The sequence below is a fragment of the Rhizobacter sp. P5_C2 genome (assembly GCF_054049715.1).
Genome location: NZ_JBFULV010000034.1, coordinates 1 through 24,853, shown reverse-complemented (window position 1 = coordinate 24,853; position 24,853 = coordinate 1). Strand labels below are relative to the sequence as shown.

The following is a 24,853-nucleotide window of genomic DNA, read 5'->3' as shown; positions in this document are numbered from 1 at the left end:
GTCAGCCGCAGGATGAATGCTCAGCCGCCGACATGCACCGTCACCACCGCGGCGCCGACACCGCCGCGCCCGTCGGTCACCACGTAGACGAAGTAGTCGGTGCCGCTGGTCATGCCGGCGGGCGGCGTGTAGGTCACGGTGCGGCCGTTCAGCACCGCCTGGCCGCCGAAGCTGGTCGCCGTGCCGGGCAAGGCGTACGAGAGATGCGCCCGGTGCTGATCGTGCGTGAGCCCCGCCAGGTGAATCTGCACCGGCACGCCGGCGGCCGTGCTGACCTCGGCGAAGGCGGCGTGCGGCGGCTTGTCGTGCCCGAGCGCTGCGACGCGCTGGTCGAACCAGGTGGTGAGGTAGCCGAGCACGGTGTTCTCGATGCCCATGTAGCCGTGGAAATTCAGCGGCCCGCAGACATCCGGCGACACGCCGTTGCCCGTGGCCGTGACCCGCACGCCGCCGCTGGCGATGTTGAACGACGGCTCCTTGCCCTGGACGAGCAGGCTCTCGTAGAACATGCGCGAACCGGTCGGCGTGGAAGCGATGCAGCCGTCCTGCTCATGCCACAGCACGTGCGTCGGGCGGTGCACGTAGTCGGCTATCAGGTTCGGCACGCTGGGCTTGCCCACCCACAGGCGGCGGCCGTTGTCGTTCGAATCGAAGGTGACGGTGCTGGAGGTGGAGATGCCGGTGGCGATCAGGTTCTGCGCCACCACCGAGATCGAACCGCGGCTGGTGCCCATCAGGAACACCGGCAGGTGGCGGGTGTCGAGCGACTTCAGCACCGTGAGGATGTCGACCGCGTGATCGACCGACACGCGGTAGAAGTCGGTCGCGGTGGTGACGTCGGTCGAGCCCGGCGGCACGCGGGGCCCGGGCACCGGCCGGTCGAGTGCGACCGCGAGGTAGCCGGCGTCGGCCAGCAGTTGCGCGGTGCGCACGACGAAGTTGTTGGCGCCGCCGGTCACGTCGCCGGCGCCGGTGTCCAGGTTGCCGCGGATGGCCATGTTGAAGTCGCCGCCGCCGATCAGCACGACCACCGCCTTCGGCGCGCTGCCGTTGGACGGCCAGTTGACGAAATAGTCCATCACCACCGGGCCGTCGATCGAGACGCGCGTGGCGGTCTGGCCGTAGTAGGCGCAGCCGTTGGACTTGGTGCGGCTCTCCAGCACGCCGGCCGGCGTGACGGTGCTGTCTTGCCGGCAGGTGGCGAGGGTCGCGTCGTCGTAGACCACGATGCGGGCCGTGCCGTCGACGGAGAGGCCGGCCCGGTCGGTGGCGCGGTAGGTGAAGGTGTCGACGCCCGCGGTGGCGGGGGCGGCGTAGGTGATGTGCTTGCCGTTCGCGGAGACGGCGGCCGAGCCGGTCAGCGGAGCGGAGAGCAGTTCGAGGTGGTGGTGGTCGCGTCGATCCGGGTCGTCGACGAGGGGCGTCAGGTTGACGATGGCGCCGGTGTGCACGGCGCGGCGCACGTCGGTGAAGGTGGGGGCATCGTTGGCGCGATGCCCGGCGCCGCGGGCCGCTTCGGCCGGCGCGACGGCGGGGCCGGGGTCGGCGCCTGCGGCAGCCGCGAGTGAACAGAACGCCAGCGTGGCGAGCTTTGCTTTCAAGGTCATGGGGGACTCCTCCGTGAGTGCCGGGAAGCGTAGCGGCAACGCGCGGAGGGCTCAAACCCCCTTGCGGGGGATTCGAGCGCCCAGAAGCTCAACCGGCGGCAAGTGCCGCCACAGCCGCCGCACCGAGCGCACCCGCGTAGATGCTGAAATCGTCGACCTTGCCCTTCAGCAAGGGATCGGTCGCGTACTGCGACTTGCCGATGAACCCGGCCATGCCGACACCGAGGTGGTACGGCGCATAGATCACGTCGGCCTTGCTGCCCACGGCCACGCCGTCGACGTACAAGGTCGCCAACTGCCCGGACAAGGTCACCGCCAGGTGCGTCCACTTTCCGGTTGGTACGGCCGTCTGGCCGACGACGTTCTGGGCGACATAGCCGTGCTCGGTGTCGATCGAGAACTGAGGCCAGCCTTGCGCATTTCGCGCCACCAGGAACATGGATCTCCGAGGACCGGAACCGAAGTCGAAGACCCGGGCCCAGGTCGTGGCGGCATCGAGGAAGACCCAGGTCGCGATGGTGAAGTCGCTCAGCGATGCAATGACGTTGGCCGGCAACGCGATGAAGTCGGCCACGCCATCGAGGACCACCGAGTGGCCCGCCTTGCGACCCGCCGCCCAGCCGTCGGCGCGAACCGTCTTGCTGGCCGGCCATTGCCCGGTGGCATCGGCGGCCGCCGTGCCGGTGGTTTCATCGAACGTGAGCTGCAGCAGTTGCTGCGCTTGGGTCGACACCGCCACCTCGTTGGACGTGCCGCTTTCACCGGCGCCATGGACGGCGGTCACCACATACCAGGCCGACGCGAGCGGCGCCGTGTCGGTCCAGGTCAAGACCGATGTCACGCCGGTGGCGACGACCGCGTACGGCCCACCGCCGCGAGCACCGCGCTTCACGGTGTACGAGTCGGCATCCGGCACGCCCCACCACGACAGTTCGACCTTGACCGCTTGCAGCCGCGCCGTCAGCCCGCTCGGCCGTGCTCCGGCGACGGGATCGCGCGCGAAGGTCAGCGTGCCGAAGCCGAGCTGATCGCCGTTGTCTCCGTCGTACTCCGGGCGCAATTGCAGGGCCTGCTGCCTGACCTCGGGCGCAGCGATGCCGAGGCGCCCTTCGTAGTGGTGGAGCACCAGCTCCCAGACCGGGCGCTTGATTCCCAGGCCGCCGCCGAGCACGGTGCTGTAACCCTGCTTGTTGTTGTAGGGCAGATAGGGGACTCCCTCGAAGCCCCCGTTGCCGTCCGGCAGGTTCGACTTCGCCACGTACCGGGCTCCGGCCAGGAAGCGGTGGTTGTCGTACGAATAGAGGTCGTCGCCCTGGTTCCATGCCGCCTCGAGGAATGCGCCGGCGAGGCCGATGCCCAGCGTGGAATGGCCCTGGTCGCGCCCGCTTTCCTGCCACTGACCCAGGTTCCCCGGGTGCACGTGGAAGACCGCTTGCAGGCCGGCGCCATGCCCCTGCCCGTTCCGGTAGTAGGCGAGCGCCTGGTCGTAGAGGTCCTCCCGGTCGCACAGCACGCCGATGCTGAGCATGCTGGCCAGCGTGCACTGGTCCCAGTTGGCCCAGTAGTTGGTGATCACCGCGCCGTTGTGGTTCTTCAGGAAGTCGGCGTTCCACGGATAGAAGACCGTCAGCATCATGTTCTGGAAGCGCTTGAAGTCTTCCGCCGCCCACCCGCTGTAGCTGCGCATGATCTCGGCCGCGTTCGCGAACTGGTAGCCATAGATGCCCGCGGCCAGGAATCGATCCGCGTTGCCGACGATCGAGGTCAGCGTGCCGGACCACGCGTTGAGAAAGACGACGGCCTGGTCGGCATAGCGGGCGTCCTGCGAGACTTTCCAGCGCAAGGCCAGTTGGTAGGCGCGTGCGATGTCGATGTACATCTGCGCGAAGTTCGAACCATCGCCCCCCCGCACCACCTGCGCCAGCGGTCGAGGTGCCGCGCCGAGCTGCGAGCGGCCGTTGGCGATGAGGGCATTCCAGCCATCGGTCCATGGCTGCGCGCCCAGCGCGACCTTCTCGCGCATGCGGGCGAAGTCGGCTTCGGTATGAAGCAGTCCCGGGTGGACAAAGACCCGGGACGCCCCCTCGCTCGGCTGCCCGGCGGATCCGCCGGCGTCTGCCGAATCCGCTTGGGTCTCTTCACCGTTGCTGCAGGCCTGCAGACCGAGCCCGCCCGCGCCGATGCCCAGCATGAAGGCCCGTCGTGAGAACGGCAGCGCTCCCTGGTTGTTGTCGTGAGTCATGGCGGTGCCGCAGGGCTTCAGCTTCGATGGCAGCATTTGCAGCAAAGCCCGGGCCATGCCTGAGGACCCGAACCAGGCGCAGCTTCGGTCAGGATCGGCCGGTTTTGGTCCCTCTTGCGCCTGTTCGGCGTTTCGCCAGATCGATGCGGTTCAGGCTCCAGCCGCTTGCCGGTGCGTCAGGGCTCACTTGATCTTGATCACGACCTTGCCCTTGGCTCGGCCAGATTCAACATGGGCCAGCGCTTCGTTGGTGGATGAAAACGGGAAGACCTTGTCGATGACGGGCCGGATTGCACCGTCCTCGATCAGGCGGGTGATCTGCTGCAGCTGAACACCGTTCGCCTTCATGAAGAGGAAGGAATAGCCCACGCCTCGACTGCGTGCCCTGCGCCTGATGCTTGAGCTCAGCAACCGCATCACCAGCTTCACGAAGCCCGGCGCCGCGATCTCCTTGCCGAACTCGGGGTCCGGCGGCCCGGAGATGGAGATGAGCCTGCCGCCGCTCTTCAGCACGCGCAGGGACTTGCCCAGCGTCTTGCCGTCCTGGCTGTTCAGCACCACGTCGTAGCCTTGCAGGACGGTCTCGAAGTCCTGGGTGCGGTAGTCGACGACGACGTCGGCACCCAGGCGCTTCACGAGCGCGGCGTTGGTGGCACTCGTCGTCGTGGCGACGCTCGCGCCCAGGTGTTTGGCCAACTGGATGGCGAAGGTGCCCACGCCACCGGAGCCGGCCTGGATGAAGACCTTCTGCCCCTTCTTCAGGCCGGCCTTTTCGACGAGCGCCTGCCATGCCGTCAACCCCACCAGCGGAATGGAAGCGGCTTCCTCCATCGTCAAGCCCTTGGGCTTGAGCGCAAGCGACGCCTCTTTGACGGGGACGAATTCTGCGAACGTGCCGATCCGGAAATCATCGGCCCGCGCATAGACCTCATCACCCGGCTTGAACTGCCGCACGCGCGCGCCCACCTTGACGACGACGCCCGCCACATCGTGACCGAGGATGATCGGCAGGCGATAGGGCAGCAGGAGTTTGAACTCGCCGCTCCGGATCTTGGCATCCAGCAGGTTCACGCCGGCGGCATGGACCTCGACCAGGACCTCGTCTTCACGGAGCTCCGGGGTTGGCATGTCCGCCAAGCGCAGGGAGGCTTGCTTCTGATAGCGATCGAGGACGAATGCCTTCATGATTTCACCGCCAGCGTCGCATCGAGCCGCAGATCCCTTCGAATCCCGGCATCGATCAGTCCGGCAGGCGCAAATCTGCGCAGCCATGTCAGCCGGGCAGCGAGCCCGCCGGCCGTGTAGCGCAGCAGGGGGCGAACCGCACTGGCGGCCTTCAGCACGGTCTCGGCCACGACGCCCGGTTGGTCTGCGGTGGCCATCACTTCCTTCACGCGCTGGCTGACGGCGGTGCGGGCCTCGCGATACGCATCGAGCTTGGCGTCGGGCTGCATGAAGTTCGCGTCGAACGGCGTGTTCGTGTAAGCGGGCTCGATGACCGAGACCCGGATGCCCCTTGTGCGCAACTCATGGTCGAGCGACTCGGAATAGCCTTCGATCGCATGCTTCGTCGCGGCGTAGAGCGCGCCGTACGGCATGGGCAACAAGCCAAGCACCGAGCCGATGTTGATGATGCGCCCGGCGCCCTGTTTGCGCATGTGCGGGAGGACGGCGCGCGTCATTCGGACGATCCCGAAGAAGTTGGTGTCGAAGATCGACTGGGCCTGCTCGATCGAGCTTTCTTCCGCCCCGGCAGGGGCGACTCCGAAGCCGGCGTTGTTGATGAGGAGGTCGATGCGCCCCTCCCGCTGCATCAACTGCGAGACAGCATCGGCGACGGAGGCATCGCTGGTCACGTCCAGCGGCAGCATCTCGAACGCTCGCTGGCGCCCGTCTTCACCGCGCCGGCTCGTGCCGTAGACCTTGTAGCCCGCCTTCGCGAGCCGCTCCGCGGTGGCCTGGCCGATGCCCGATGAGGCGCCCGTCACGAGGGCGATCCTGGGCTTGCTGCTGGTTGCTGTCATGTCGTGGCTCCGTCGGTGTTGGCTACTGAAATGATGATCATCATATGTAATGGCGAAAGAAAAGGCCACGGTCCCCGGTGTGGGTTCAGGGGCCGGCAGGGGTGAGGTAGCGGTGTGCGGTTTCGAGCAGGTCGTCCGACAGCTTGGGATCGTCCACCGCGCGGGCCAGCAGCAAGGCGCCGACCATGGCGGAGATCGTCACCAGCGCCCGCTCGTGCGCGCCGGACTGCCCCCAGTCCGGCGACTGGCGGGCGAGCATGTCGACCGTTTCCTTGATGTGCTGGGTCGTCACGCGGCGCACCTCGGGGGCCTGGCGCGACGTTTCAGAACCGAGCGCCGCCAAGGGGCAGCCCAGCTCGGGGTTCGCGGCATGCGATCTGGAGAGGTAGGCGCCGAGCATGGGCGCCAGTGCCGACCCGGCGGGCACGCTGGCCGCCACGTCCGCCGCAGCCGCAGCGGACTCCGCGCAGGCCCGGGCCGCCGCCTCGGCGAGCATGGCCTCACGCGATTCGAAGTGGGCATAGAAGGCCCCATGCGTCAGCCCGGCCTCCTTCATGATGTCGGCCACCCCGGTGCCGTCGTAGCCGCTGCGGCGGATGGCACGCGCCGCCACGGCCACGATGCGCTCGTGCGTGGCCTCCTTGGCGGCGGCCCGGGCGGTTGTGGATGACTTTCGCATGATTGTCATCATACGGCATTTTGTGCCCGTGGCGCACGCAAGCTTGGAGAGCGAAGGGTCCCAGGTGGAATTCCTCACGGTCTTGCCGGCGGGCTTGATGGAGCTTCCGACGCACAACAAAAAAGCCCTGGAGCGTTGGGGCTCCAGGGCTTCTTGCAACATCACGGTCCTCGTCGGACCTTCATCTGGTGGAGCCGGGGGGAATCGAACCCCCGTCCGAAAGCCTTCACCGGGTAGATCTACATGTGTAGCTGACTGATTTGTTTTTGAGGACAGTGGTCGCGCAGCAGCACGCTACCCTCGTCCCGAGTCACTTGATTTAGCCCTTGAACCGAGTGACCCGGCTCAGAGCGATTCCATGTGAATGACTTCGCAGCTCTTGGGTTGCCCCTCAAGCCCAGCCCATGGACGTGCTGTTGCGAAGCCCGCCGGTATTACGCGGCGGGGGGTCGCCCTTACTTAGCCGTTGGAGGCTTGCAGGTACGTATCAGCGTTCGCAGTTAAGTGCGATCCAGTGGATTTACGAGCGAACTGGTGCTCGACATGCCCTACTCCGAATCCGAACCTACGTCGAAACCAGGTCGGCCCCAGAAAGTCATAGTTTAGGTCATCGCCAGCAGCTTCAAGAGCTCATCGGGCGAATGAACGACGTGCTGCGCACCCCACGCCCCGACCGGCTCGCCGACACCGAGGTAGCCCCAGCCCGCAGCCACCGTCGCCATCCCGGCGGCCTGCCCGGCCTGCACATCGCGCAGGTCGTCGCCAACGTACACGCAGTCGCGCGCCGCCACGCCCATCTGGCGCGCCGCCTCCAGCAACGGCGCCGGATGCGGCTTCGAATGCGGCGTCGTGTCGCCGCTCACCACCGCGCCGGCCCGCACATCGAGCCCCAGCGCCGCCACCAGCGGGTTCGTGAAGCGCTGCGCCTTGTTCGTGACGATGCCCCAGCGCAGGCCGAGGGCCTCGATCGCGTCCAGCATCGCCGGCACCGCGTCGAACGCCCGCGTGTGCTGCGTCATACGCACTTCGTAGCGGTCGAAGAACTCGTCGCGCAGCACGATGAAGCCGTCATCCGCCGGCGTGATGCCGAGCGCCACGCCGATCATCCCCCGCGCGCCCGCGCCGACCATCGGCCGGAACTGCTCGAAAGGCAGCGCCGGCAGGCCGCGCGTGGCGCGCATGTCGTTGGCGGTGCCGGCCAAGTCGGGGGCGCTGTCGATCAAGGTGCCGTCCAGGTCGAACAGCACCGCCTTCACGCGCAGGCTCACAGCGGCTTCCTGCAGGCGAACAGGTAGTTCACGCTGGTGTCGGCCGACAGCCAGTAGCGCCCGGTCAGCGGGTTGTATTCCATGCCCCGCGTGCCCTCCAGCGCCAGCCCGGCGCTGCGCGCCCATTGCGCCAGCTCGCTCGGCTTGATGAAGCGCTTGTACTCGTGCGTGCCCTGCGGCAGCAGCTTCAGCAGGTACTCCGCGCCGACGATCGCGAACATGAAAGCCTTCGCGTTGCGGTTGATCGTCGAGAAGAACACCCAGCCGCCCGGTTTCGCGAGCGTCGCGCAGGCCTGCACGATCGACGACGGGTCGGGCACGTGCTCCATCATCTCCATGCAGGTGACGACGTCGAACTGCCCGGGCGCCTCGACCGCCAGCGCTTCGGCCGCGACCTCTCGGTACTCGACGCCGGTGGTGCCGGCCTCCATCGCATGCAGCTGCGCCACCTTCAGCGCCTTGCCGGCGAGGTCGATGCCCAGCACGTCGGCGCCCTTGCGCGCCATCGAATCGGCCAGGATGCCGCCGCCACAGCCGACGTCCAGCACCCGCTTGCCCTTCAACGCGGCGAGCCGGTCGATCCAGTCCAGCCGCAGCGGGTTGATCTGGTGCAGCGGGCGGAACTCGCTGTCGGGATCCCACCAGCGATGAGCCAGGTCGCTGAATTTGGCGAGCTCTTGAGGGTCGGCATTGATCATGAGGCCGTCAGTTTGACATGTCAGGGTCGACATATTCGAAGCAGAGGAATCGCTCCCGCCGCAGGTATTCCCCGCGCCAATAAAAAACCCCGCCGAGGCGGGGTTTGTCGTGCATCAGCTGAGGCCGATCACTTGTTGCGCGTACCAACCACTTCGATTTCGACGCGGCGATTCTTCGCGCGGCCTTCGGCGGTCTTGTTGTCGGCGACGGGCTGCTTCTTGCCCTTGCCTTCGGTGTACACGCGGTTCTTCTCGATGCCCTTGCTCACCAGGTAGGTCTTGACCGCTTCGGCACGAGCGACCGACAGCTTCTGGTTGGCGGCGTCGCCACCGATCGCGTCGGTGTGGCCGACGGCGATGATGACTTCGAGGTTCACGCCCGAGGTCTTGCTGACCAGGTCGTCCAGCTTGGACTTGGCTTCCGGCTTCAGCGTCGACTTGCCGAAGTCATAGAAGGCGTCAGCGGCGAAGGTGACCTTCTCGGAGACCGGAGCAACCGGAACGACGACCGGTGCCGGCGGCGCGACCGGGGCCGGAGCCATCGGGGCCGGGGCGGGAGCCGGGGCCTGTGCAACCGGAGCCGGTGCAGGCGGCGGCTTCAGAGCGCCGTCGCAAGCCTGGTTGGCCGTCGCCGGCGTCCAGTTGGCATCGCGCCAGCAGAGTTCGCTGGTGCCGTTCTTCCAGGGGATGCCGGTGCTGTTGACCCAGTTGTCAGCCCCGTTGGATTGGGCGAACGCAACAGACGCTGATGCGGCCAGCGCGGCGGTTGCGAAGAGCGATGCCACTTTATTCAGTTTCTTCATGATTCTCCTCTTGAGGAATGTCGCAGATGGCCTGCAAAACGTCCAAACCGGAATCGGAAAGGTACGGCGAAACCCTCGGTCCCGAGCGCTCACCACCGTCGACGGATTGTGCCATAGGGCCTCTGGCGACCCGGATTTTGGCCCGGGGTCGCGGCTTCGTCCTACGAGAGTCGAATCAGATGTTGCGCAAGCACTACAACGGCCCCGAACTAGAATCGCGGATTGCGCTCACGGGCCCGCCAGCGCCCGTCTTACCGGCTCCGCCGACGACCTCGAATGACCCAGTTCGCCAAGGAAACCCTGCCGATCAGCCTCGAAGAGGAAATGCGCCGCTCGTACCTCGACTACGCGATGAGCGTGATCGTGGGGCGCGCACTGCCCGATGCGCGCGACGGCCTGAAGCCCGTCCACCGCCGCGCCCTCTTCGCGATGCACGAGCTGAACAACGACTGGAACCGGCCCTACAAGAAGTCGGCCCGTATCGTCGGCGACGTGATCGGTAAATACCACCCGCACGGCGACCAGTCGGTGTACGACACCATCGTGCGCATGGCGCAGGATTTCTCGATGCGCCACATGCTGGTCGACGGCCAGGGCAACTTCGGCTCGGTCGACGGCGACAACGCCGCGGCGATGCGCTACACCGAAATCCGCCTCTCGAAGATCGCGCACGAGTTGCTGGCCGACCTCGACAAGGAAACGGTCGACTTCGGCCCGAACTACGACGGCTCCGAGAAAGAGCCGCTGGTGATGCCCACGCGGATGCCCAATCTGCTGGTGAACGGCTCCGGCGGCATCGCGGTCGGCATGGCCACCAACATCCCGCCGCACAACCTCAACGAGGTGATCGACGGCTGCCTTCACCTGCTGAAGAACCCCGCGGCCACGATCGACGAGTTGATCGAGATCATCCCGGCGCCCGATTTCCCCACCGCCGGCATCATCTACGGCACCAGCGGCGTGCGCGACGGCTACCGCACCGGCCGCGGCAAGGTGGTGATGCGCGCGAAGTGCCATTTCGAAGACATCGACAAGGGCTCGCGCCAGTCGATCATCGTCGACGAGATCCCGTACCAGGTGAACAAGAAGACCTTGCTCGAGCGCATGGCCGAGCTGGTCCACGAGAAGAAGATCGAGGGCATCAGCCACATCCAGGACGAGTCCGACAAGTCGGGCATGCGCGTCGTGATCGAGCTGAAGCGCGGCGAGGTGCCCGAGGTCGTGCTGAACAACCTCTACAAGCAGACGCAGCTGCAGGACACCTTCGGCATCAACATGGTGGCGCTGATCGACGGCCAGCCGAAGCTCTGCAACCTCAAGGACCTGGTCAGCATCTTCCTCGAGCACCGCCGCGAGGTCGTGACCCGCCGTACGGTGTTCGAGCTGCGCAAGGCGCGCGAGCGCGGCCACGTGCTCGAAGGCCTGGCGGTGGCGCTGGCCAACATCGACGAGTTCATCGAAACCATCAAGACCTCGCCGACCCCGCCGGTCGCGAAGGCCGCGCTGATGAGCAAGTCGTGGGATTCCTCGCTGGTGCGCGACATGCTCTCGCGCGCCGAGGGCGAGACCCCCGGCGGGCGCGACGCCTACCGCCCCGAAGGCCTGCCGCGCCAGTACGGCATGCAGCCCGACGGCCTGTACCGCCTCTCCGACGACCAGGCCGGCGAGATCCTGCAGATGCGCCTGCAGCGCCTGACCGGGCTCGAGCAGGACAAGATCGTCGGTGAATACAAGGAGGTGATGTCGCAGATCGCCGACCTGCTGAACATCCTCGCGACGCCGTCGCGCGTGACGACCATCATTTCCGACGAACTCACCGCGATCAAGCTCGAGTTCGGCCAGACCAAGCTGGGCGCGCGCCGCAGCCAGATCGAGCACAACGCGCAAGACCTCGGCACCGAAGACCTGATCACGCCCACCGACATGGTCGTGACGCTCTCGCACACCGGCTACATCAAGAGCCAGGCGCTGTCCGAGTACCGCGCGCAGAAGCGCGGCGGCCGCGGCAAGCAGGCCACGCAGACCAAGGAAGACGACTGGGTCGACCAGCTCTTCATCGCGAACACGCACGACTACATCCTGTGCTTCACCAACCGCGGCCGCGTCTACTGGCTGAAGGTGTGGGAGGTGCCGCAGGGCTCGCGCAATTCGCGCGGCAAGCCGATCGTCAACATGTTCCCGCTGCAGCAGGGCGAGAAGGTCAACGTGGTGCTGCCGCTGACCGACGGCTTCCGCAGCTTCCCGGCCGACCACTTCGTGTTCATGTCGACCGCGCAGGGCGTCGTGAAGAAGACGGCGCTCGACGAGTTCAGCAACCCGCGCAAGGCCGGCATCATCGCGGTCGACCTGGACGAAGGCGACTTCCTGATCGGCGCCGCGCTCACCGACGGCAAGCACGACGTGATGCTGTTCAGCGACGGCGGCAAGGCGGTGCGCTTCGATGAAGACGACGTGCGCGCGATGGGCCGCGGCGCCCGCGGCGTGCGCGGCATGATGCTCGACGACGGCCAGAGCGTGATCGCGATGCTGGTGGCCGAAGACGAGACGCAGAGCGTGCTGACCGCCAGCGAGAACGGCTACGGCAAGCGCACTAGCATCGTCGAGTACACCCGCCACGGGCGCGGTACCAAGGGCATGATCGCGATCCAGCAGACCGAGCGCAACGGCAAGATCGTCGCCGCGACGCTGGTGCGGCCGGACGACGAGATCATGCTGATCACCGACAAGGGCGTGCTGGTGCGCACCCGCGTCTCCGAGATCCGCGAGCTGGGCCGCGCGACGCAGGGCGTCACGCTGATCGCGCTCGACGGCGGATCGAAATTGAGCGGCCTGCAGCGCATCGTCGAGAACGATGCGAATCCTGATGGAAGCGAACCCGGGGATGCCTCCGGCGATGGAACGGGCGATGCCCCGACGGAAGGGGACATCTGATGCGCCGCCACCTGATCACGATCGCGCTGCTGGGCAGCACCACGCTGGGCGCGCAGGCCCAGTCGACGCCGGCCGCACCGGCGGCAGCGGCCTCCGCGCCGGCCGCCCCGGCCAGCCCCGCGAAGAAGGCCCTCATCCAGCGCGTGCTGACGCTGCAGCAGCCGGCCCTCGAGAACACCGCCCGCGAGGTGGCCGAGCGCCCGGCGATGCAGCTCACGAGCGCCGCGCAGCAGTACCTGCAGCAGCGCGTGCCGCCCGACAAGCGCGACGCGATGTGGACGCAGGTGCAGGCTGCCGTGCGCAAGTACCTGGCCGAAGCGGTGCCGCTGGTCAAGGAGCGCGCGCTGACGCTGAGCCAGACCACGCTCGCCGGCATGCTCGACGAACGCTTCACCGAAGACGAACTGAAGCAGTTGGCCGCGACGCTCGAGAACCCGGCCTTCAAGAAGTTCCAGCAGGCGATGCCCGAGATCAGCGACAAGTTCGTGCAGAAGCTGGTCGCCGACGCCGGCGCGTCGGTCGATCCGAAGCTGAAGGCGCTCGACGCGAGCATCTCGACGGCGCTCGGCGTGCCGCCGGCCGGCACCGCCGCATCCGCATCGACATCCACACCGGCCTCCGGCGCGCGCAGCGCCAAGCCGGCCGCACCGGCCGCGTCGAAGGCGGGCGGCAAGTAGTCCTCGATGAGCGCGATGCAACGCCCGTACAACTTCTCCGCCGGCCCGGCCGCGCTGCCCGAAGAGGTGCTGCGGCAAGCCGCCACCGACATGCTCGACTGGCACGGCTCGGGCATGAGCGTGATGGAGATGAGCCACCGCGGGCGCGAGTTCGCGAGCATCTACGAGCAGGCCGAAGCCGACCTGCGCGGCCTGCTGGCCGTGCCCGCCAACTTCCGCATCCTGTTCATGCAGGGCGGCGGCCTGGCCGAGAACGCGATCGTGCCGATGAACCTGTCGCGCGGCGGCGTGGTCGACGTGGTCGTCACCGGCGCGTGGTCGCAGAAGTCGTACAAGGAAGCGCAGCGCTATGCGCAACCGCGCATTGCCGCGAGCAACGCCGACAACCAGCACACCCGCATCCCGGCGCCCGAGACCTGGTCGCTGAGCGCCGACGCGAGCTACGTGCACGCCTGCACCAACGAGACCATCCACGGCGTCGAGCTGCACACGATTCCCGACCTGGCCGCGCTGGGCTCGAAGGCGCCGCTGGTGATCGACTGCTCGTCGCACATCCTGTCGCGCGCGATCGACTGGACGCGCGTGGGCCTGGCCTTCGCCGGCGCGCAGAAGAACGTCGGCCCGGCCGGGCTGACGCTGGTCTTCGTGCGCGACGACCTGCTCGGCCACGCGTTGCCGATCTGCCCGAGCGCGTTCGACTACAAGACCGTGGCCGACAACGGCTCGATGTACAACACGCCGCCCACCTACTCGATCTACATCGCCGGGCTGGTGTTCCAGTGGCTGAAGGCGCAGCGCGAAGGCGCGGCCGCGGGCGTCGCCGCGATGGAGCAGCGCTCGATCGCGAAGGCCGCGCTGCTGTACGGCGCCCTCGACAGCTCGGAGTTCTACCTGACCCGGGTCGACCCCGGCAGCCGCTCGCGCATGAACGTGCCCTTCTTCCTGCGCGACGAATCGCTGAACGATGGGTTCCTGGCCGGCGCGAAGGAGCGCGGGCTGCTGCAGCTGAAGGGCCACAAGAGCGTCGGCGGCATGCGCGCCAGCCTGTACAACGCAATGCCGCTGGCCGGCGTGCAGGCGCTGGTGGCGTACATGCGAGAATTCGCGGCGCGCCATGGCTGACCCGACACCCGCCCCCCACCCTGACCTGCTCGCCCTTCGCACCCAGATCGACCGCGTCGACCGAGAGCTGCTGGGCCTGCTGAACCAGCGCGCCCAGCTCGCGCTGCACGTCGGCGAGCTGAAGAAGAAGGAAGGCTCGGTCGCGTTCCGCCCCGAGCGCGAGGCGCAGGTGATCGACGGCCTGAAGCAGACCAACCCCGGGCCGCTGGCCAGCGACAGCGTCGCGCCGATCTGGCGCGAGATCATGTCGGCCTGCCGCGCGCTCGAGACGCCGACCCGCGTGGCCTACCTCGGCCCGGCCGGCACCTTCAGCGAACTCGCGGTGCTGGGCTTCTTCGGCTCGTCGATCGTCAAGGTGCCGTGCGCCAACTTCGACGAGGTGTTCCACGCGGTCAGCGCCGGGTCGGCCGATTTCGGCGTGGTGCCGGTCGAGAACTCAACCGAAGGCGTGGTCACGCGCTCGCTCGACCTGTTCCTGACGACCCCGCTCTTCATCATCGGCGAGACCAGCCTGTTCGTGCGGCACAACCTGCTGCGCCGCGAGAACTCGCTCGAGCACCTGAGCGCCGTCTGCGCCCACCCGCAGGCGCTGGCGCAGTGCCACGGCTGGCTCAGCAACCACCTGCCGAACGTCGAGCGCCGCCCGGTCGCGAGCAACGCCGAAGGCGCGCGCATGGCGAAAGAAGACCCGACGGTCGCCGCGATCGCGAGCGAACGCGCCGCCAGCGAGTTCGGCCTGCACATCGTCGCGCCGGCCATCCAGGACGACGCGCACAACCGCACCCGCTTCACGGTGCTCGCGCATCCGCACCAGCATCCGCAGCCCAAGGCGTCCGGCCACGATTGCACCAGCCTGATCGTCTCGGTGGCGAACAAGCCCGGCGCGGTGCACGACATGCTGGTGCCGCTGAAGCGCCACGGCGTCTCGATGACGCGTTTCGAATCCCGCCCTGCGCGGTCCGGCCAGTGGGAGTACTACTTCTACGTCGACCTGCAGGGCCACCCCGACGAGCCCCACGTCGCGGCCGCCTTGAGCGAGCTGCGCGAGGTGTGCGCCTTCTTCAAGGTGCTCGGCACCTATCCCATCGACGTCCATTGACCATGTTCAACCAACTCGGCGTGATCGGTGTCGGCCTGATGGGCGGCTCGTTCGCACTCGCCCTGAAGCGGGCCGGGCTGGTCAAGCGCGTGGTCGGCTACAGCAAGTCGCCTTCCACCACCGAACGCGCCCGCAAGATGGGGGTGATCGACGTGGCCGCCGAATCGGCGCTGCTCGCGGTGTCGGGCTCCGACATCGTGCTGATGGCCGTGCCGGTGTCGGCCACCGAAGCCACCTTCAAGGCGATCCGCCACTTGGTGGAACCGCACGTGCTGTTCATGGACGTCGGCTCGACCAAGCGCGACGTGGTCGACGCCGCGCGCCGCGTGCTGAAGGAGCGCGCCAGCGCCTTCGTGCCGGCGCACCCGATCGCCGGCAAGGAAGTGGCCGGCGTCGCGCACGCCGACGCGTCGCTGTACACCGGCCGGCAGGTCATCATCACGCCGCTGCCGCAGACCTCGCCCGAGCTGATCCAGAAGGCCACGGACGTGTGGTCGGCGATCGGTGCGCAGGTGCTGCGCATGACGGCCGAGAACCACGACGCCGCGTTCGCCGCCGTCAGCCACCTGCCGCACATGCTGGCCTTCGCGTTCTTCAGCTCGGTGGCCAAGCAGCCGGCGGGCAAGGATTTCCTGTCGCTGGCCGGCCCGGGTTTCCGCGATTTCACGCGCATCGCCGCGAGCGACCCCGAGGTCTGGCGCGACATCCTGATGTCGAACCGCGAAGAGATCCTGAAGCAGTCGATGCGCTTCCGGCACACGCTGGATGCGCTCGAGCACGTCATCAAGACCGGCAATGCGGAAGCGCTCGAAGGGCTGATCCGCAACGCGTCCGAAGCGCGCTCCAGCTGGCAGATGGGCGCGGGCAAGCCCAGCTCGTCGCGCTGAGCTCGCGTTGATTTCCTGATACCGCGGCGCCCGGCGCCGCCCCTGGTCGCCCACCGCCGATGTTCACGACACCGTTCCTCGACCTTCCGCCCCTTGCGTCCGCCGACGGCAGCGTTCGACTGCCCGGCTCGAAGAGCATCTCCAACCGCGTGCTGCTGCTGGCCGGGCTCAGCGCCGGCACCACGGTCGTGCACGACCTGCTGGATTCCGACGACACCCAGGTGATGCTGGCCGCGCTGCGCGAGCTCGGCTGCGGCGTCGAGGCCGACGGCGGCGCCTGGCGCATCACCGGGCTCGGTGGCCGGCTCGCGACGCGCGAGGCGAGCCTGTTCCTCGGCAACGCCGGCACCGCGATGCGCCCGCTGACTGCCGCGCTGGCGGTGCTGGCCGCCACGCAGAACGGCCGCTTCGAGCTGCGTGGCGTGCCGCGCATGCACGAGCGCCCGATCGGCGACCTGGTCGACGCGCTGCGCCAGCTCGGTTGCAACATCAGCTCGCTCGGCGAGGAGGGCTTTCCGCCGCTGCGGCTCGCGGCCGCCGACACGCGGCTGAACACCGCGCAGCCGATCCGCGTGCGCGGCGACGTCTCCAGCCAGTTCCTGACCGCGCTGCTGCTCGCGTTGCCGCTGGTGTCGGCCGAGCATGTGGTGACGATCGAGGTCGACGGCGAGCTGATCTCGAAACCCTACGTCGACATCACGCTGAACCTGCTGGCCCGCTTCGGCATCCAGGTGCAGCGCGACGGCTGGCAGCGCTTCGTCATTCCGCAGGGCAGCGCGTACCGCTCGCCGGGCAGCATCCACGTCGAGGGCGATGCGTCGTCGGCGTCGTACTTCGTCGCGCTGGGCGCGATCGCGGCCTTCGACGGGCGGGCGCTGCGCATCGAAGGCGTCGGCGACGACTCGATCCAGGGCGACCTGCGCTTCATCGACGCCGCCCGCGCGATGGGCGCCGACGTGCGCAGCGGCCCCGGCTGGCTCGAGGTGCGCCGCGGCGCCTGGCCGCTGAAGGCGATCACGCTGGACTGCAACCACATCCCCGACGCCGCGATGACGCTGGCGGTGATGGCGCTCTACGCGACCGGCACGACCCGGCTCGACAACATCGCCAGCTGGCGCGTGAAAGAGACCGACCGCATCGCCGCGATGGCGACCGAGCTGCGCAAGCTGGGCGCCGCGGTCACCGAAGGGCCCGACTTCATCGAGGTCACGCCGCCGGCCGCCTGGCGCGCGGCGGCCATCCACACCTACGACGACCACCGGGTGGCGATGTGCTTCTCGCTGGCGGCGTTCAACCCCCTCGTGGGCGGCGCGGTGCCGGTGCGCATCCTCGACCCGCGCTGCGTCGCGAAGACCTTCCCCGACTACTTCGAGACGCTGTTCGCCGTCTCCCGGCCCGGCCCGGCCGGCGTGCCGGTGATCACGATCGACGGGCCGACGGCGTCCGGCAAGGGCACGCTGGCCAGCGCGGTCGCGCAGGCGCTCGGCTACCACTTCCTCGATTCCGGCGCGCTGTACCGGGCGACCGCGCTGTCGGCGCGCGACGCCGGCGTCGCCGACACCGACGAGCCCGGTCTTGCAAAGATCGCCGCCGGCCTGCAACTGGCCTTCCACGACCAGCGCATCTGGCTGGCCGGCCGCGATGTGAGCGACGACCTTCGCCAGGAGCAGGTGGGCGCGATGGCCTCCAAGGTGTCGGCCTGGCCGGCGGTCCGCCAGGCGCTCTACGAGCTGCAACTGGCGCACCGCCGCCTGCCCGGCCTGGTGGCCGATGGGCGCGACATGGGCACGGTGATCTTCCCCGGCGCCGACCTGAAGGTCTTTGTCGTCGCGAGCGCCGCCGTGCGGGCCGAACGACGCCATAAGCAATTGATTTCTAAAGGAATTTCGACTAGTATCGATGACCTTCGAGCCGACCTTGAAGCGCGCGACGCCCGGGATCAGAACCGGGCGGTTTCGCCTTTGAAGCCGGCCGAGGGCGCGAAAGTGCTCGACAACTCGGCACTGACCATCGACGAATGCGTCAAGGCAGTGCTGGATTGGTGGGCGGCTTCGCGAAACTGGCCCGCGGCCTGACCCTCCTGCACCGCTCTTGACTCAACAAGGGCCGTGCTCCCAGGCAGCGGATCTCAACCTAACCGCAACGCAAGTTGCACCCGGAAATCCACATGCCTCAAACCCAAACCGCCACCAACCAAGGCGGCGAATCCTTTGCCGCCCTGTTCGAAGAATCGCTGAAGCGCTCTGAAATGCGCAGCGGCGAGGTCATCACCGCCGAAGTGGTGCGTGTCGACTACAACTTCGTGGTGGTGAACGCAGGCCTCAAGTCCGAAGCCTACGTGCCCATTGAAGAATTCAAGAACGACCAGGGCGAGCTCGAAGTCCAGGTCGGCGATTTCGTGTCGGTGGCCATCGACGCGATCGAAAACGGCTACGGCGACACCATCCTGTCGCGCGACAAGGCCAAGCGCCTGGCCTCGTGGCTGTCGCTCGAGAACTCGCTGGAATCCGGCGAATTCGTGACCGGCACCGTCAACGGCAAGGTCAAGGGCGGCCTGACCGTCCTCGTGAACGGCATCCGTGCCTTCCTGCCCGGCTCGCTGCTCGACACGCGCCCGGTCAAGGACATGAGCCCGTTCGAGGGCAAGACCATGGAGTTCAAGGTCATCAAGCTCGACCGCAAGCGCAACAACGTCGTGTTGTCGCGCCGTGCCGTGGTCGAAGCCTCGATGGGCGAAGAACGCGCGAAGCTGCTCGAAACCCTGTCCGAAGGCGCGATCGTCAACGGCGTGGTCAAGAACATCACCGAATACGGTGCGTTCGTCGACCTGGGCGGCATCGACGGCCTGCTGCACATCACCGACATGGCCTGGCGCCGTGTCCGCCACCCGAGCGAAGTCGTTCAGGTCGGCCAGGAGCTGCAAGCCAAGGTCCTCAAGTTCGACGCCGAGAAGAACCGCGTCTCGCTGGGCATCAAGCAACTGGGCGACGACCCGTGGCACGGTGTCTCGCGCCGCTACCCGAACGGCACGCGCCTGTTCGGCAAGATCACGAACATCGCCGACTACGGCGCGTTCGTCGAGATCGAGCCGGGCATCGAAGGCTTGGTGCACGTCTCCGAAATGGACTGGACCAACAAGAACGTCGCCCCCAGCAAGATCGTTTCGCTGGGCGACGAGGTCGAAGTCATGGTCCTCGAGATCGACGAAGACAAGCGCCGCATCAGCCTGGGCATGAAGCAGTGCAAGGCCAACCCGTGGGAAGAGTTCTCGACCACGGTGCAGCGCGGCGACAAGGTCAAGGGACCCGTCAAGTCGATCACCGACTTCGGCGTGTTCGTGGGCCTGGCTGCCGGCATCGACGGCCTGGTGCACCTGTCCGACCTGTCGTGGAACGAGCCGGGCGAAGCCGCGGTGCGCAACTACAAGAAGGGCCAGGAAGTCGAAGCCGTCGTGCTGGCCGTCGATGTGGAGCGCGAGCGCATTTCGCTGGGCATCAAGCAACTCGACTCCGACCCGTTCACGAGCTACACCTCGGTCAACGACCGCGGCATGATCGTCAACGGCAAGGTCAAGACGGTTGACGCCCGCGGCGCCGAGATCCAGCTGAACGAAGACGTCACCGGCTACCTGCGTGCTTCCGAAATCAGCCGCGACCGCGTCGAAGACGCGCGCAACGTGCTGAAGGACGGCGACGAAGTCTCGGCACTGATCATCAACATCGACCGCAAGACGCGTTCGATCCAGTTGTCGATCAAGGCCAAGGACAACGCCGACCAGCAAGAAGCGATGCAGCGCCTGTCGACCACGAACGAGCGCGAGACCGCCGGTACCACCAGCCTGGGCGCCCTGCTGCGCGCCAAGCTGGACAACCAGAACAACGGCTGATCCCGTCGTTCGCCCACTGACCGCACCCTGAGGATCAACAGGACCCATGACGCGTTCCGATCTCGTGACAAGGCTGGCAGAGCAGTTCAGCCAGCTGACGCATCGCGACACCGAGTTCGCCGTCAAGACCATCCTGGATGCGATGTCCGACGCGCTCGCGCGCGGGCACCGCATCGAGATCCGGGGGTTCGGCAGTTTCTCGATCAACCGCCGCCCGCCGCGGGTGGGGCGCAATCCCCGCTCCGGCGAGCAGGTGGTGATCCCCGAGAAGCTCGTTCCGCATTTCAAACCCGGCAAGGCCTTGCGCGAAGCCGTCGACGAGCAGGTTCCGCTCGAAGACGACCAGCCGATGCCGATCACGCCGCTCACCGGCACCTGAGCCCTGCACCTCGCCGACCTGGGCGGGCCGAGCGCCGGGCCGCTCCCAAGCCGGCCCGCGTCCCCTCGGGGGACCGACCGGTGTACTCATCGGGCGAGGGGTCGTCATAATCGGCCGCCATGATGCGCATCGCCGTCTGGCTCTTCCGAGCCTTCATCTTCTTCAGCCTGTTCGCCTTCGCGTTGAACAACCAGCACGATGCCAACGTGCATTGGTTCTTCGGCCAGGAATGGCACGCCCCGATGGTGTTCGTCGTGCTGGGCGCCTTCGCGTTCGGCTGCGCCTTCGGCGTGCTCGCGATGGTGCCGAGCTGGTGGCGCAACCGCCGCCTCGCCCAGCGCCGCCTGCGCCGCCGCGGCGATCACTCCGAGCTGGCCGACAGCGCGCTGACGCAGTCGTCCGAGCTCCCCACCCGAACCGATTCCCACCCCCCGCGCGATGGACTTTGACTACCAGTGGTTCCTGCTCGGCCTGCCGGTCGCGTTCGCCCTCGGCTGGCTGGGCTCGCGCCTGGACCTGCGGCAGTGGAAGCGCGAGCAGCGCGATTCGCCGAAGGCCTACTTCAAGGGCCTGAGCCTGCTGCTGAACGAGCAGCAGGACAAGGCGATCGATGCCTTCATCGAGGCCGTGCAGCAGGACCCGGACACCTCCGACCTGCACTTCGCGCTGGGCAACCTGTTCCGCCGCCGCGGCGAATACGAACGCGCGGTGCGCGTGCACCAGCACCTGCTGAACCGCGCCGACCTGCCGCGTGCCGACCGTGAACGCGCACAGCACGCGCTGGCGCAGGACTTCATGAAGGCCGGCCTGTTCGACCGCGCCGAAGAGGCCTACAAGGCGCTCGAGGGCACGGCCTTCGACACCGAGGCCCGCCTCGCGTTGCTGACGCTGCACGAGCGCTCGCGCAACTGGCGCTCGGCGGTCGAGGTGGCGCAGAAGCTCGAGCGCAGCGGCACCGGCTCGTTCGCGTCGCGCATCGCGCACTACTGGTGCGAGCTGGCCATCGATGCCGATGCGCGCCAGCAAGAGGCCGACGGCGACGATGCGCTGCGCCGCGCCCGCAGCGCGGCCCCGCAGGCCGCCCGCCCGATGGTGCTGGCCGGCCAGCGCGCCTTTGCGCGCGGCGACCATGCGCAGGTCATGCAGGCCTGGGGCGAGCTGATGACGACCCACCCGGTCGCGTTCAACCTGGTTGCCCGCGACTACGCCAACAGCGCGATCGCCGCCAACGATGCCGTCGGCGCGCTCGAGCGGCTGCGCACGCTGTATGGCCGCGCGCCGACCATGGATCTGCTGGCCGCGATCACGCTGCTCGACCCGGGCGCCGCGGTGCAGCGCAGCCGCCTGCTGACGCACCTGCAGACGCAGCCCAGCCTGTCGGCCGCCCAGGAGCTGCTGCGCGTCAGCGCCGGCGACACGCTCAGCAGCGACGAGACGCAAGGCCTGCGCGATGCCATCGGCCGCGCCGCCAAGCCGCTGCAGCGCTACCGCTGCGCCGCCTGCGGCTTCGAGGCGCAGCATTATTTCTGGCAATGCCCGGGCTGCCTGAGCTGGGACGCCTACCCGCCGCAGCGCCTGGAGGACTTGTGATGACGGTTTCGATGGATCCCGATCGCCTGGCGCGCGCGCGCGTGCTGGTCGTCGGTGACGCGATGCTCGACCGCTACTGGTTCGGCGCCGTCGACCGCATCTCGCCCGAGGCGCCGGTGCCGGTGGTGCGCGTGACGCGCGAGGAAGAGCGCCTGGGCGGCGCCGCCAACGTCGCGCTGAACGTCAAGACGCTCGGCGCGCAGGCCACGCTGCTGACGGTGGTCGGCAACGACGAGCCGGCGCACAAGCTGCAGCGCCTGCTTGAGCAGCAAGGCGTCGCCACGGTGCTCGGCCACGACCCGCAGCTCTACACCATCGTCAAGCTGCGCGTGATCGGCCGCTCGCAGCAGCTGATCCGCGTCGATTTCGAGAACCAGCCCGACCACGAGGTGCTGACCGCGATGCTCGGCGACTACGAGCGCGAGCTGGCCCGCCACGACGCGGTGCTGTTCTCCGACTACGGCAAGGGCGGCCTGACGCACATCCCGCGCATGATCGAACTCGCGCGCGCCGCCGGCAAGCCGGTGCTGGTCGACCCGAAGGGCAGCGACTACAGCCGCTATGCCGGCGCCACGGTGATCACGCCGAACCGCGCCGAGCTGGCGCAGGTGATCGGCGCCTGGGGCAGCGAGGCCCAGTTGCACGAGCGGGCCCAGGCCCTGCGCAGGCAGCACCGCCTGGATGCGCTGATGCTGACCCGTTCGGAAGAAGGCATGTCGCTGTTCGACGAGGTCGACGGTGCCGACGGCCACACCCGCGTGCCGGCGCAGGCGCGCGAGGTGTTCGACGTCACGGGTGCCGGCGACACCGTCATCGCCACGCTGGCCGCGATGCTTGCGTGCGGCGTCAACCTGCGCGAGGCCATGCCGATCGCCAACCGCGCCGGCGGCATCGTCGTCGGCAAGTTCGGCACGGCCAGCGTCAGCTACGAGGAGTTGTTCGAATGAAGGTGGTTGTCACTGGCGCGGCCGGCATGATCGGCAGCAACATCGTCCACGGGCTGAACGCGCAGGGCATCGACGACGTGATCGCCGTCGACGACCTGACCGACGGCCCGAAGTACCGCAACCTGCTGGGCGCGAAGCTCAGCGACTACTTCGACAAGAGCGAGTTCTACAAGCGCTTCGCGAACGGCGACTTCGGCAAGATCGACGCGGTGCTGCACCAGGGCGCGTGCTCCGACACGATGGAGCACAACGGGCGCTTCATGCTCGACACCAACTACCGCTGCAGCAAGGACCTGCTCGACGCCTGCCAGGCGCAGGGCACGCGGCTGCTGTATGCGTCGTCGGCCGCCACCTATGGCGGCAGCGACAGCTTCCGCGAAGAGCCGGCGTTCGAGCGGCCGCTGAACGTCTACGGCTATTCGAAGCTGCTGTTCGACAACGTGGTGCGCCGCATGCTGCCGCACAACCGCAGCCAGGTGGCGGGCTTCCGCTACTTCAACGTCTACGGCCCGCGCGAGCAGCACAAGGGCCGCATGGCCTCGGTGGCCTTCCACCACTTCAACCAGTTCCGCGAGACCGGCAAGGTCAAGCTGTTCGGCGAGTACGGCGGCTACGCGCCGGGCGAGCAGAACCGCGATTTCGTGTTCGTCGACGACGTGGTCGCGGTGAACCTGTGGTTCCTGCAGCACCCGGGGCAGAGCGGCGTCTTCAACCTGGGCACCGGGCGCGCGCAGCCGTTCAACGACGTGGCCGAGGCGACGGTCAACGCGTCGCGCGCGCTGAAGGGCGAGCCGGCACTGCCGCTGAGCGAGCTGGTCGCGAAGGGCCTGATCGAGTACATCGAGTTCCCGCAGGCGCTGGTCGGCAAGTACCAAAGCCACACCCAGGCTGACCTGTCGAGACTGCGCGCAACAGGTTGCGACCATGCGTTCACCGATGTGGCTGGTGGCGTGAAGCGCTACGTGGACTGGCTCGCGACGACCGCCTGAGAAAGGTGCATCTGTACCGGCCCTGGCCGGTCAACGTCCTCTGCGAAGGGCCCGTTAGGCCGCGGAGTTGCCATCGGGCAATTCGTCAACCTTCCAGGAGAGGATCACCATGTTCAAGAAGACCATCATCGCCACGCTGCTGGCACTGTTCTCGGCGCTGGCTTTTGCGGCCGGTGTCGACATCAACAAGGCGACGCAGGCCGAGCTCGAAGCGATCAAGGGGATCGGTCCGGCGATGGCCACGCGGATGCTGACCGAGCGCAAGAAGGGTGAGTTCAAGGACTGGACCGACGTGATGGGCCGCGTGAAGGGCGTCAAGGACCACCAGGCTGCGAAGCTCTCGGATGCCGGTCTGACGGTCAACGGTGGGGCCTACAAGGCCTCGGCCGATGCCAAGAAGGAACCGGCGAAGAAGTGATCACCGCGCCGGGTCACGAACCCGGGTGCTGCAACGCCTCGCGCTATCGCGGGGCGTTTTTTCTTGCTGTGCGCGCAGCCTGCGGCAGGAGGCCCGGGCGGGGGACTCATGCCGGGGCGGTCGGCCCGGGGGCCGACTCCACGAAGAAGATCGGCTTCGGGGGTGCATCGGCAAACTCCCTCCACTCACTTCGTTCGTTGTGGTCAGACAGTGCCGATGAGTTGGTCTACGAAGCGCGCTGGCGCGCGCCACCCCCGAAACCGATGTTCTTCGTCGCCCCAGAAATCGCCCCCCACCCAGGCCCCCTGCCGCAGCCTGCGAACCGCTTGTGTTCGTAGCCCGGGAGGCAACCCGGGAATCAATGCCCACTTGTTCGCTTGTCATCCCCGAAGGAGCGGGGCGGTGCCACAAAGGCGCTGACGGGGAGTCCGTGGAGCGCCAATAGGGACGGGGCGCCGGAGCTGGCTGGATTCATGGCCCGCGTGCGCAGCACGCTTCGTGAACTGACTGTCGCCGACTGTTTGACCACAACGAACGAAGTGAGTGACGGGAGTTTCGGCGACGGGCCATGAAGCCAGTCAGCGGAGGGAAGTCTTCGCCCCGACAG

Annotated in this window: 21 protein-coding genes and 1 other RNA gene; 13 read left to right on the top strand and 9 right to left on the bottom strand. The window is 67.7% G+C overall.

Translation table 11 applies throughout. The features are described 5' to 3' along the window. Positions 1–20: 20 nt before the first annotated feature. The 9 genes from ACXJLU_RS14645 to ompA all read right to left on the bottom strand — a co-directional run bounded on the left by ACXJLU_RS14645 (position 21) and on the right by ompA (position 9,321). Positions 21–1,607: an Ig-like domain-containing protein gene (locus tag ACXJLU_RS14645; protein ID WP_457332056.1), complete on the bottom strand. Its 1,587-nt coding sequence runs from the start codon at positions 1,605–1,607 to the stop codon at positions 21–23. 88 nt (positions 1,608–1,695) lie between these two features. Then, a complete protein-coding gene (locus ACXJLU_RS14640; RefSeq protein WP_457332054.1) occupies positions 1,696–3,849 on the bottom strand; it encodes a LamG-like jellyroll fold domain-containing protein in 2,154 nt (717 codons plus the stop codon). A 183-nt stretch (positions 3,850–4,032) separates the two neighbouring features. Then, entirely contained in the window at positions 4,033–5,034 is a 1,002-nt protein-coding gene (locus ACXJLU_RS14635) for an NADP-dependent oxidoreductase (RefSeq protein WP_457332052.1), read from the bottom strand. Further along, positions 5,031–5,873 carry an oxidoreductase gene (locus tag ACXJLU_RS14630; protein WP_457332050.1) on the bottom strand — a complete coding sequence of 281 codons (843 nt, stop codon included), beginning with the start codon at positions 5,871–5,873 and terminating at the stop codon, positions 5,031–5,033. Before ACXJLU_RS14630 ends, ACXJLU_RS14635 begins: the two co-directional genes overlap by 4 nt. A gap of 85 nt (positions 5,874–5,958) precedes the next feature. Beyond that, entirely contained in the window at positions 5,959–6,564 is a 606-nt protein-coding gene (locus tag ACXJLU_RS14625; protein WP_457332128.1) for a TetR/AcrR family transcriptional regulator, read from the bottom strand. A gap of 174 nt (positions 6,565–6,738) precedes the next feature. Then, positions 6,739–7,141: a transfer-messenger RNA gene (gene ssrA, locus ACXJLU_RS14620) on the bottom strand. A gap of 13 nt (positions 7,142–7,154) precedes the next feature. Next, positions 7,155–7,820: a phosphoglycolate phosphatase gene (gene gph, locus ACXJLU_RS14615; protein WP_457332048.1), complete on the bottom strand. Its 666-nt coding sequence runs from the start codon at positions 7,818–7,820 to the stop codon at positions 7,155–7,157. Then, entirely contained in the window at positions 7,817–8,518 is a 702-nt protein-coding gene (gene ubiG / locus ACXJLU_RS14610; protein ID WP_457332046.1) for a bifunctional 2-polyprenyl-6-hydroxyphenol methylase/3-demethylubiquinol 3-O-methyltransferase UbiG, read from the bottom strand. Before ubiG ends, gph begins: the two co-directional genes overlap by 4 nt. A 128-nt stretch (positions 8,519–8,646) precedes the next feature. After that, positions 8,647–9,321, bottom strand: a complete 675-nt coding sequence (ompA, locus tag ACXJLU_RS14605) for an outer membrane protein OmpA (protein ID WP_073468884.1) — start codon at positions 9,319–9,321, stop codon at positions 8,647–8,649. 276 nt (positions 9,322–9,597) lie between these two features. Here ompA and gyrA point away from each other — a divergent pair, with 276 nt between their 5' ends. The 13 genes from gyrA (at position 9,598) to ACXJLU_RS14540 (ending at position 24,246) form a co-directional block, all read left to right on the top strand. Next, positions 9,598–12,252 (top strand): DNA gyrase subunit A, encoded by a 2,655-nt coding sequence (gyrA, locus tag ACXJLU_RS14600; protein WP_457332044.1) that lies wholly within the window; start codon positions 9,598–9,600, stop codon positions 12,250–12,252. Then, the gene (locus ACXJLU_RS14595; RefSeq protein WP_457332042.1) at positions 12,252–12,929 is read left to right on the top strand and encodes a DUF2059 domain-containing protein; all 678 of its coding nucleotides are present in this window, start codon (positions 12,252–12,254) and stop codon (positions 12,927–12,929) included. The genes gyrA and ACXJLU_RS14595 overlap by 1 nt, the downstream gene beginning before the upstream one ends. 15 nt (positions 12,930–12,944) lie before the next feature. Next, positions 12,945–14,051, top strand: coding sequence for a 3-phosphoserine/phosphohydroxythreonine transaminase (serC, locus tag ACXJLU_RS14590; RefSeq protein ID WP_457332126.1), 1,107 nt, complete (start codon positions 12,945–12,947; stop codon positions 14,049–14,051). Beyond that, positions 14,044–15,150: a prephenate dehydratase gene (gene pheA, locus ACXJLU_RS14585; RefSeq protein WP_073468887.1), complete on the top strand. Its 1,107-nt coding sequence runs from the start codon at positions 14,044–14,046 to the stop codon at positions 15,148–15,150. The genes serC and pheA overlap by 8 nt, the downstream gene beginning before the upstream one ends. A gap of 2 nt (positions 15,151–15,152) precedes the next feature. Continuing rightward, the gene (locus ACXJLU_RS14580) at positions 15,153–16,037 is read left to right on the top strand and encodes a prephenate dehydrogenase (protein ID WP_457332040.1); all 885 of its coding nucleotides are present in this window, start codon (positions 15,153–15,155) and stop codon (positions 16,035–16,037) included. 59 nt (positions 16,038–16,096) lie between these two features. After that, the gene (locus ACXJLU_RS14575) at positions 16,097–18,112 is read left to right on the top strand and encodes a bifunctional 3-phosphoshikimate 1-carboxyvinyltransferase/cytidylate kinase (protein WP_457332038.1); all 2,016 of its coding nucleotides are present in this window, start codon (positions 16,097–16,099) and stop codon (positions 18,110–18,112) included. A 92-nt stretch (positions 18,113–18,204) separates the two neighbouring features. Further along, positions 18,205–19,923: a 30S ribosomal protein S1 gene (gene rpsA / locus ACXJLU_RS14570; RefSeq protein WP_073468890.1), complete on the top strand. Its 1,719-nt coding sequence runs from the start codon at positions 18,205–18,207 to the stop codon at positions 19,921–19,923. A 46-nt stretch (positions 19,924–19,969) separates the two neighbouring features. Beyond that, positions 19,970–20,302: an integration host factor subunit beta gene (locus ACXJLU_RS14565; protein WP_052203810.1), complete on the top strand. Its 333-nt coding sequence runs from the start codon at positions 19,970–19,972 to the stop codon at positions 20,300–20,302. A 122-nt stretch (positions 20,303–20,424) separates the two neighbouring features. Then, the gene (locus ACXJLU_RS14560; RefSeq protein ID WP_073468898.1) at positions 20,425–20,751 is read left to right on the top strand and encodes a LapA family protein; all 327 of its coding nucleotides are present in this window, start codon (positions 20,425–20,427) and stop codon (positions 20,749–20,751) included. Continuing rightward, positions 20,741–21,892, top strand: a complete 1,152-nt coding sequence (gene lapB, locus ACXJLU_RS14555) for a lipopolysaccharide assembly protein LapB (protein WP_457332035.1) — start codon at positions 20,741–20,743, stop codon at positions 21,890–21,892. Before ACXJLU_RS14560 ends, lapB begins: the two co-directional genes overlap by 11 nt. After that, on the top strand, positions 21,892–22,839 hold the full coding sequence (gene rfaE1, locus ACXJLU_RS14550; RefSeq protein WP_457332033.1) for a D-glycero-beta-D-manno-heptose-7-phosphate kinase: 948 nt from the start codon (positions 21,892–21,894) through the stop codon (positions 22,837–22,839). Before lapB ends, rfaE1 begins: the two co-directional genes overlap by 1 nt. Continuing rightward, on the top strand, positions 22,836–23,828 hold the full coding sequence (gene rfaD, locus ACXJLU_RS14545) for an ADP-glyceromanno-heptose 6-epimerase (protein ID WP_457332031.1): 993 nt from the start codon (positions 22,836–22,838) through the stop codon (positions 23,826–23,828). Before rfaE1 ends, rfaD begins: the two co-directional genes overlap by 4 nt. Before the next feature lie 109 nt (positions 23,829–23,937). Beyond that, positions 23,938–24,246, top strand: coding sequence for a ComEA family DNA-binding protein (locus ACXJLU_RS14540; RefSeq protein WP_457332029.1), 309 nt, complete (start codon positions 23,938–23,940; stop codon positions 24,244–24,246). Positions 24,247–24,853 lie beyond the last annotated feature (607 nt).

Coding starts and splice junctions, on each gene's coding strand:
- ACXJLU_RS14645 (WP_457332056.1), bottom strand. CDS start 1,607: ATGACCTTGAAAGCAAAGCTCGCCACGCTGGCGTTCTGTTCACTCGCG.
- ACXJLU_RS14640 (WP_457332054.1), bottom strand. CDS start 3,849: ATGACTCACGACAACAACCAGGGAGCGCTGCCGTTCTCACGACGGGCC.
- ACXJLU_RS14635 (WP_457332052.1), bottom strand. CDS start 5,034: ATGAAGGCATTCGTCCTCGATCGCTATCAGAAGCAAGCCTCCCTGCGC.
- ACXJLU_RS14630 (WP_457332050.1), bottom strand. CDS start 5,873: ATGACAGCAACCAGCAGCAAGCCCAGGATCGCCCTCGTGACGGGCGCC.
- ACXJLU_RS14625 (WP_457332128.1), bottom strand. CDS start 6,564: ATGATGACAATCATGCGAAAGTCATCCACAACCGCCCGGGCCGCCGCC.
- ubiG (WP_457332046.1), bottom strand. CDS start 8,518: ATGATCAATGCCGACCCTCAAGAGCTCGCCAAATTCAGCGACCTGGCT.
- ompA (WP_073468884.1), bottom strand. CDS start 9,321: ATGAAGAAACTGAATAAAGTGGCATCGCTCTTCGCAACCGCCGCGCTG.
- gyrA (WP_457332044.1), top strand. CDS start 9,598: ATGACCCAGTTCGCCAAGGAAACCCTGCCGATCAGCCTCGAAGAGGAA.
- ACXJLU_RS14595 (WP_457332042.1), top strand. CDS start 12,252: ATGCGCCGCCACCTGATCACGATCGCGCTGCTGGGCAGCACCACGCTG.
- serC (WP_457332126.1), top strand. CDS start 12,945: ATGCAACGCCCGTACAACTTCTCCGCCGGCCCGGCCGCGCTGCCCGAA.
- pheA (WP_073468887.1), top strand. CDS start 14,044: ATGGCTGACCCGACACCCGCCCCCCACCCTGACCTGCTCGCCCTTCGC.
- ACXJLU_RS14580 (WP_457332040.1), top strand. CDS start 15,153: ATGTTCAACCAACTCGGCGTGATCGGTGTCGGCCTGATGGGCGGCTCG.
- ACXJLU_RS14575 (WP_457332038.1), top strand. CDS start 16,097: ATGTTCACGACACCGTTCCTCGACCTTCCGCCCCTTGCGTCCGCCGAC.
- rpsA (WP_073468890.1), top strand. CDS start 18,205: ATGCCTCAAACCCAAACCGCCACCAACCAAGGCGGCGAATCCTTTGCC.
- ACXJLU_RS14565 (WP_052203810.1), top strand. CDS start 19,970: ATGACGCGTTCCGATCTCGTGACAAGGCTGGCAGAGCAGTTCAGCCAG.
- ACXJLU_RS14560 (WP_073468898.1), top strand. CDS start 20,425: ATGCGCATCGCCGTCTGGCTCTTCCGAGCCTTCATCTTCTTCAGCCTG.
- lapB (WP_457332035.1), top strand. CDS start 20,741: ATGGACTTTGACTACCAGTGGTTCCTGCTCGGCCTGCCGGTCGCGTTC.
- rfaE1 (WP_457332033.1), top strand. CDS start 21,892: ATGACGGTTTCGATGGATCCCGATCGCCTGGCGCGCGCGCGCGTGCTG.
- rfaD (WP_457332031.1), top strand. CDS start 22,836: ATGAAGGTGGTTGTCACTGGCGCGGCCGGCATGATCGGCAGCAACATC.
- ACXJLU_RS14540 (WP_457332029.1), top strand. CDS start 23,938: ATGTTCAAGAAGACCATCATCGCCACGCTGCTGGCACTGTTCTCGGCG.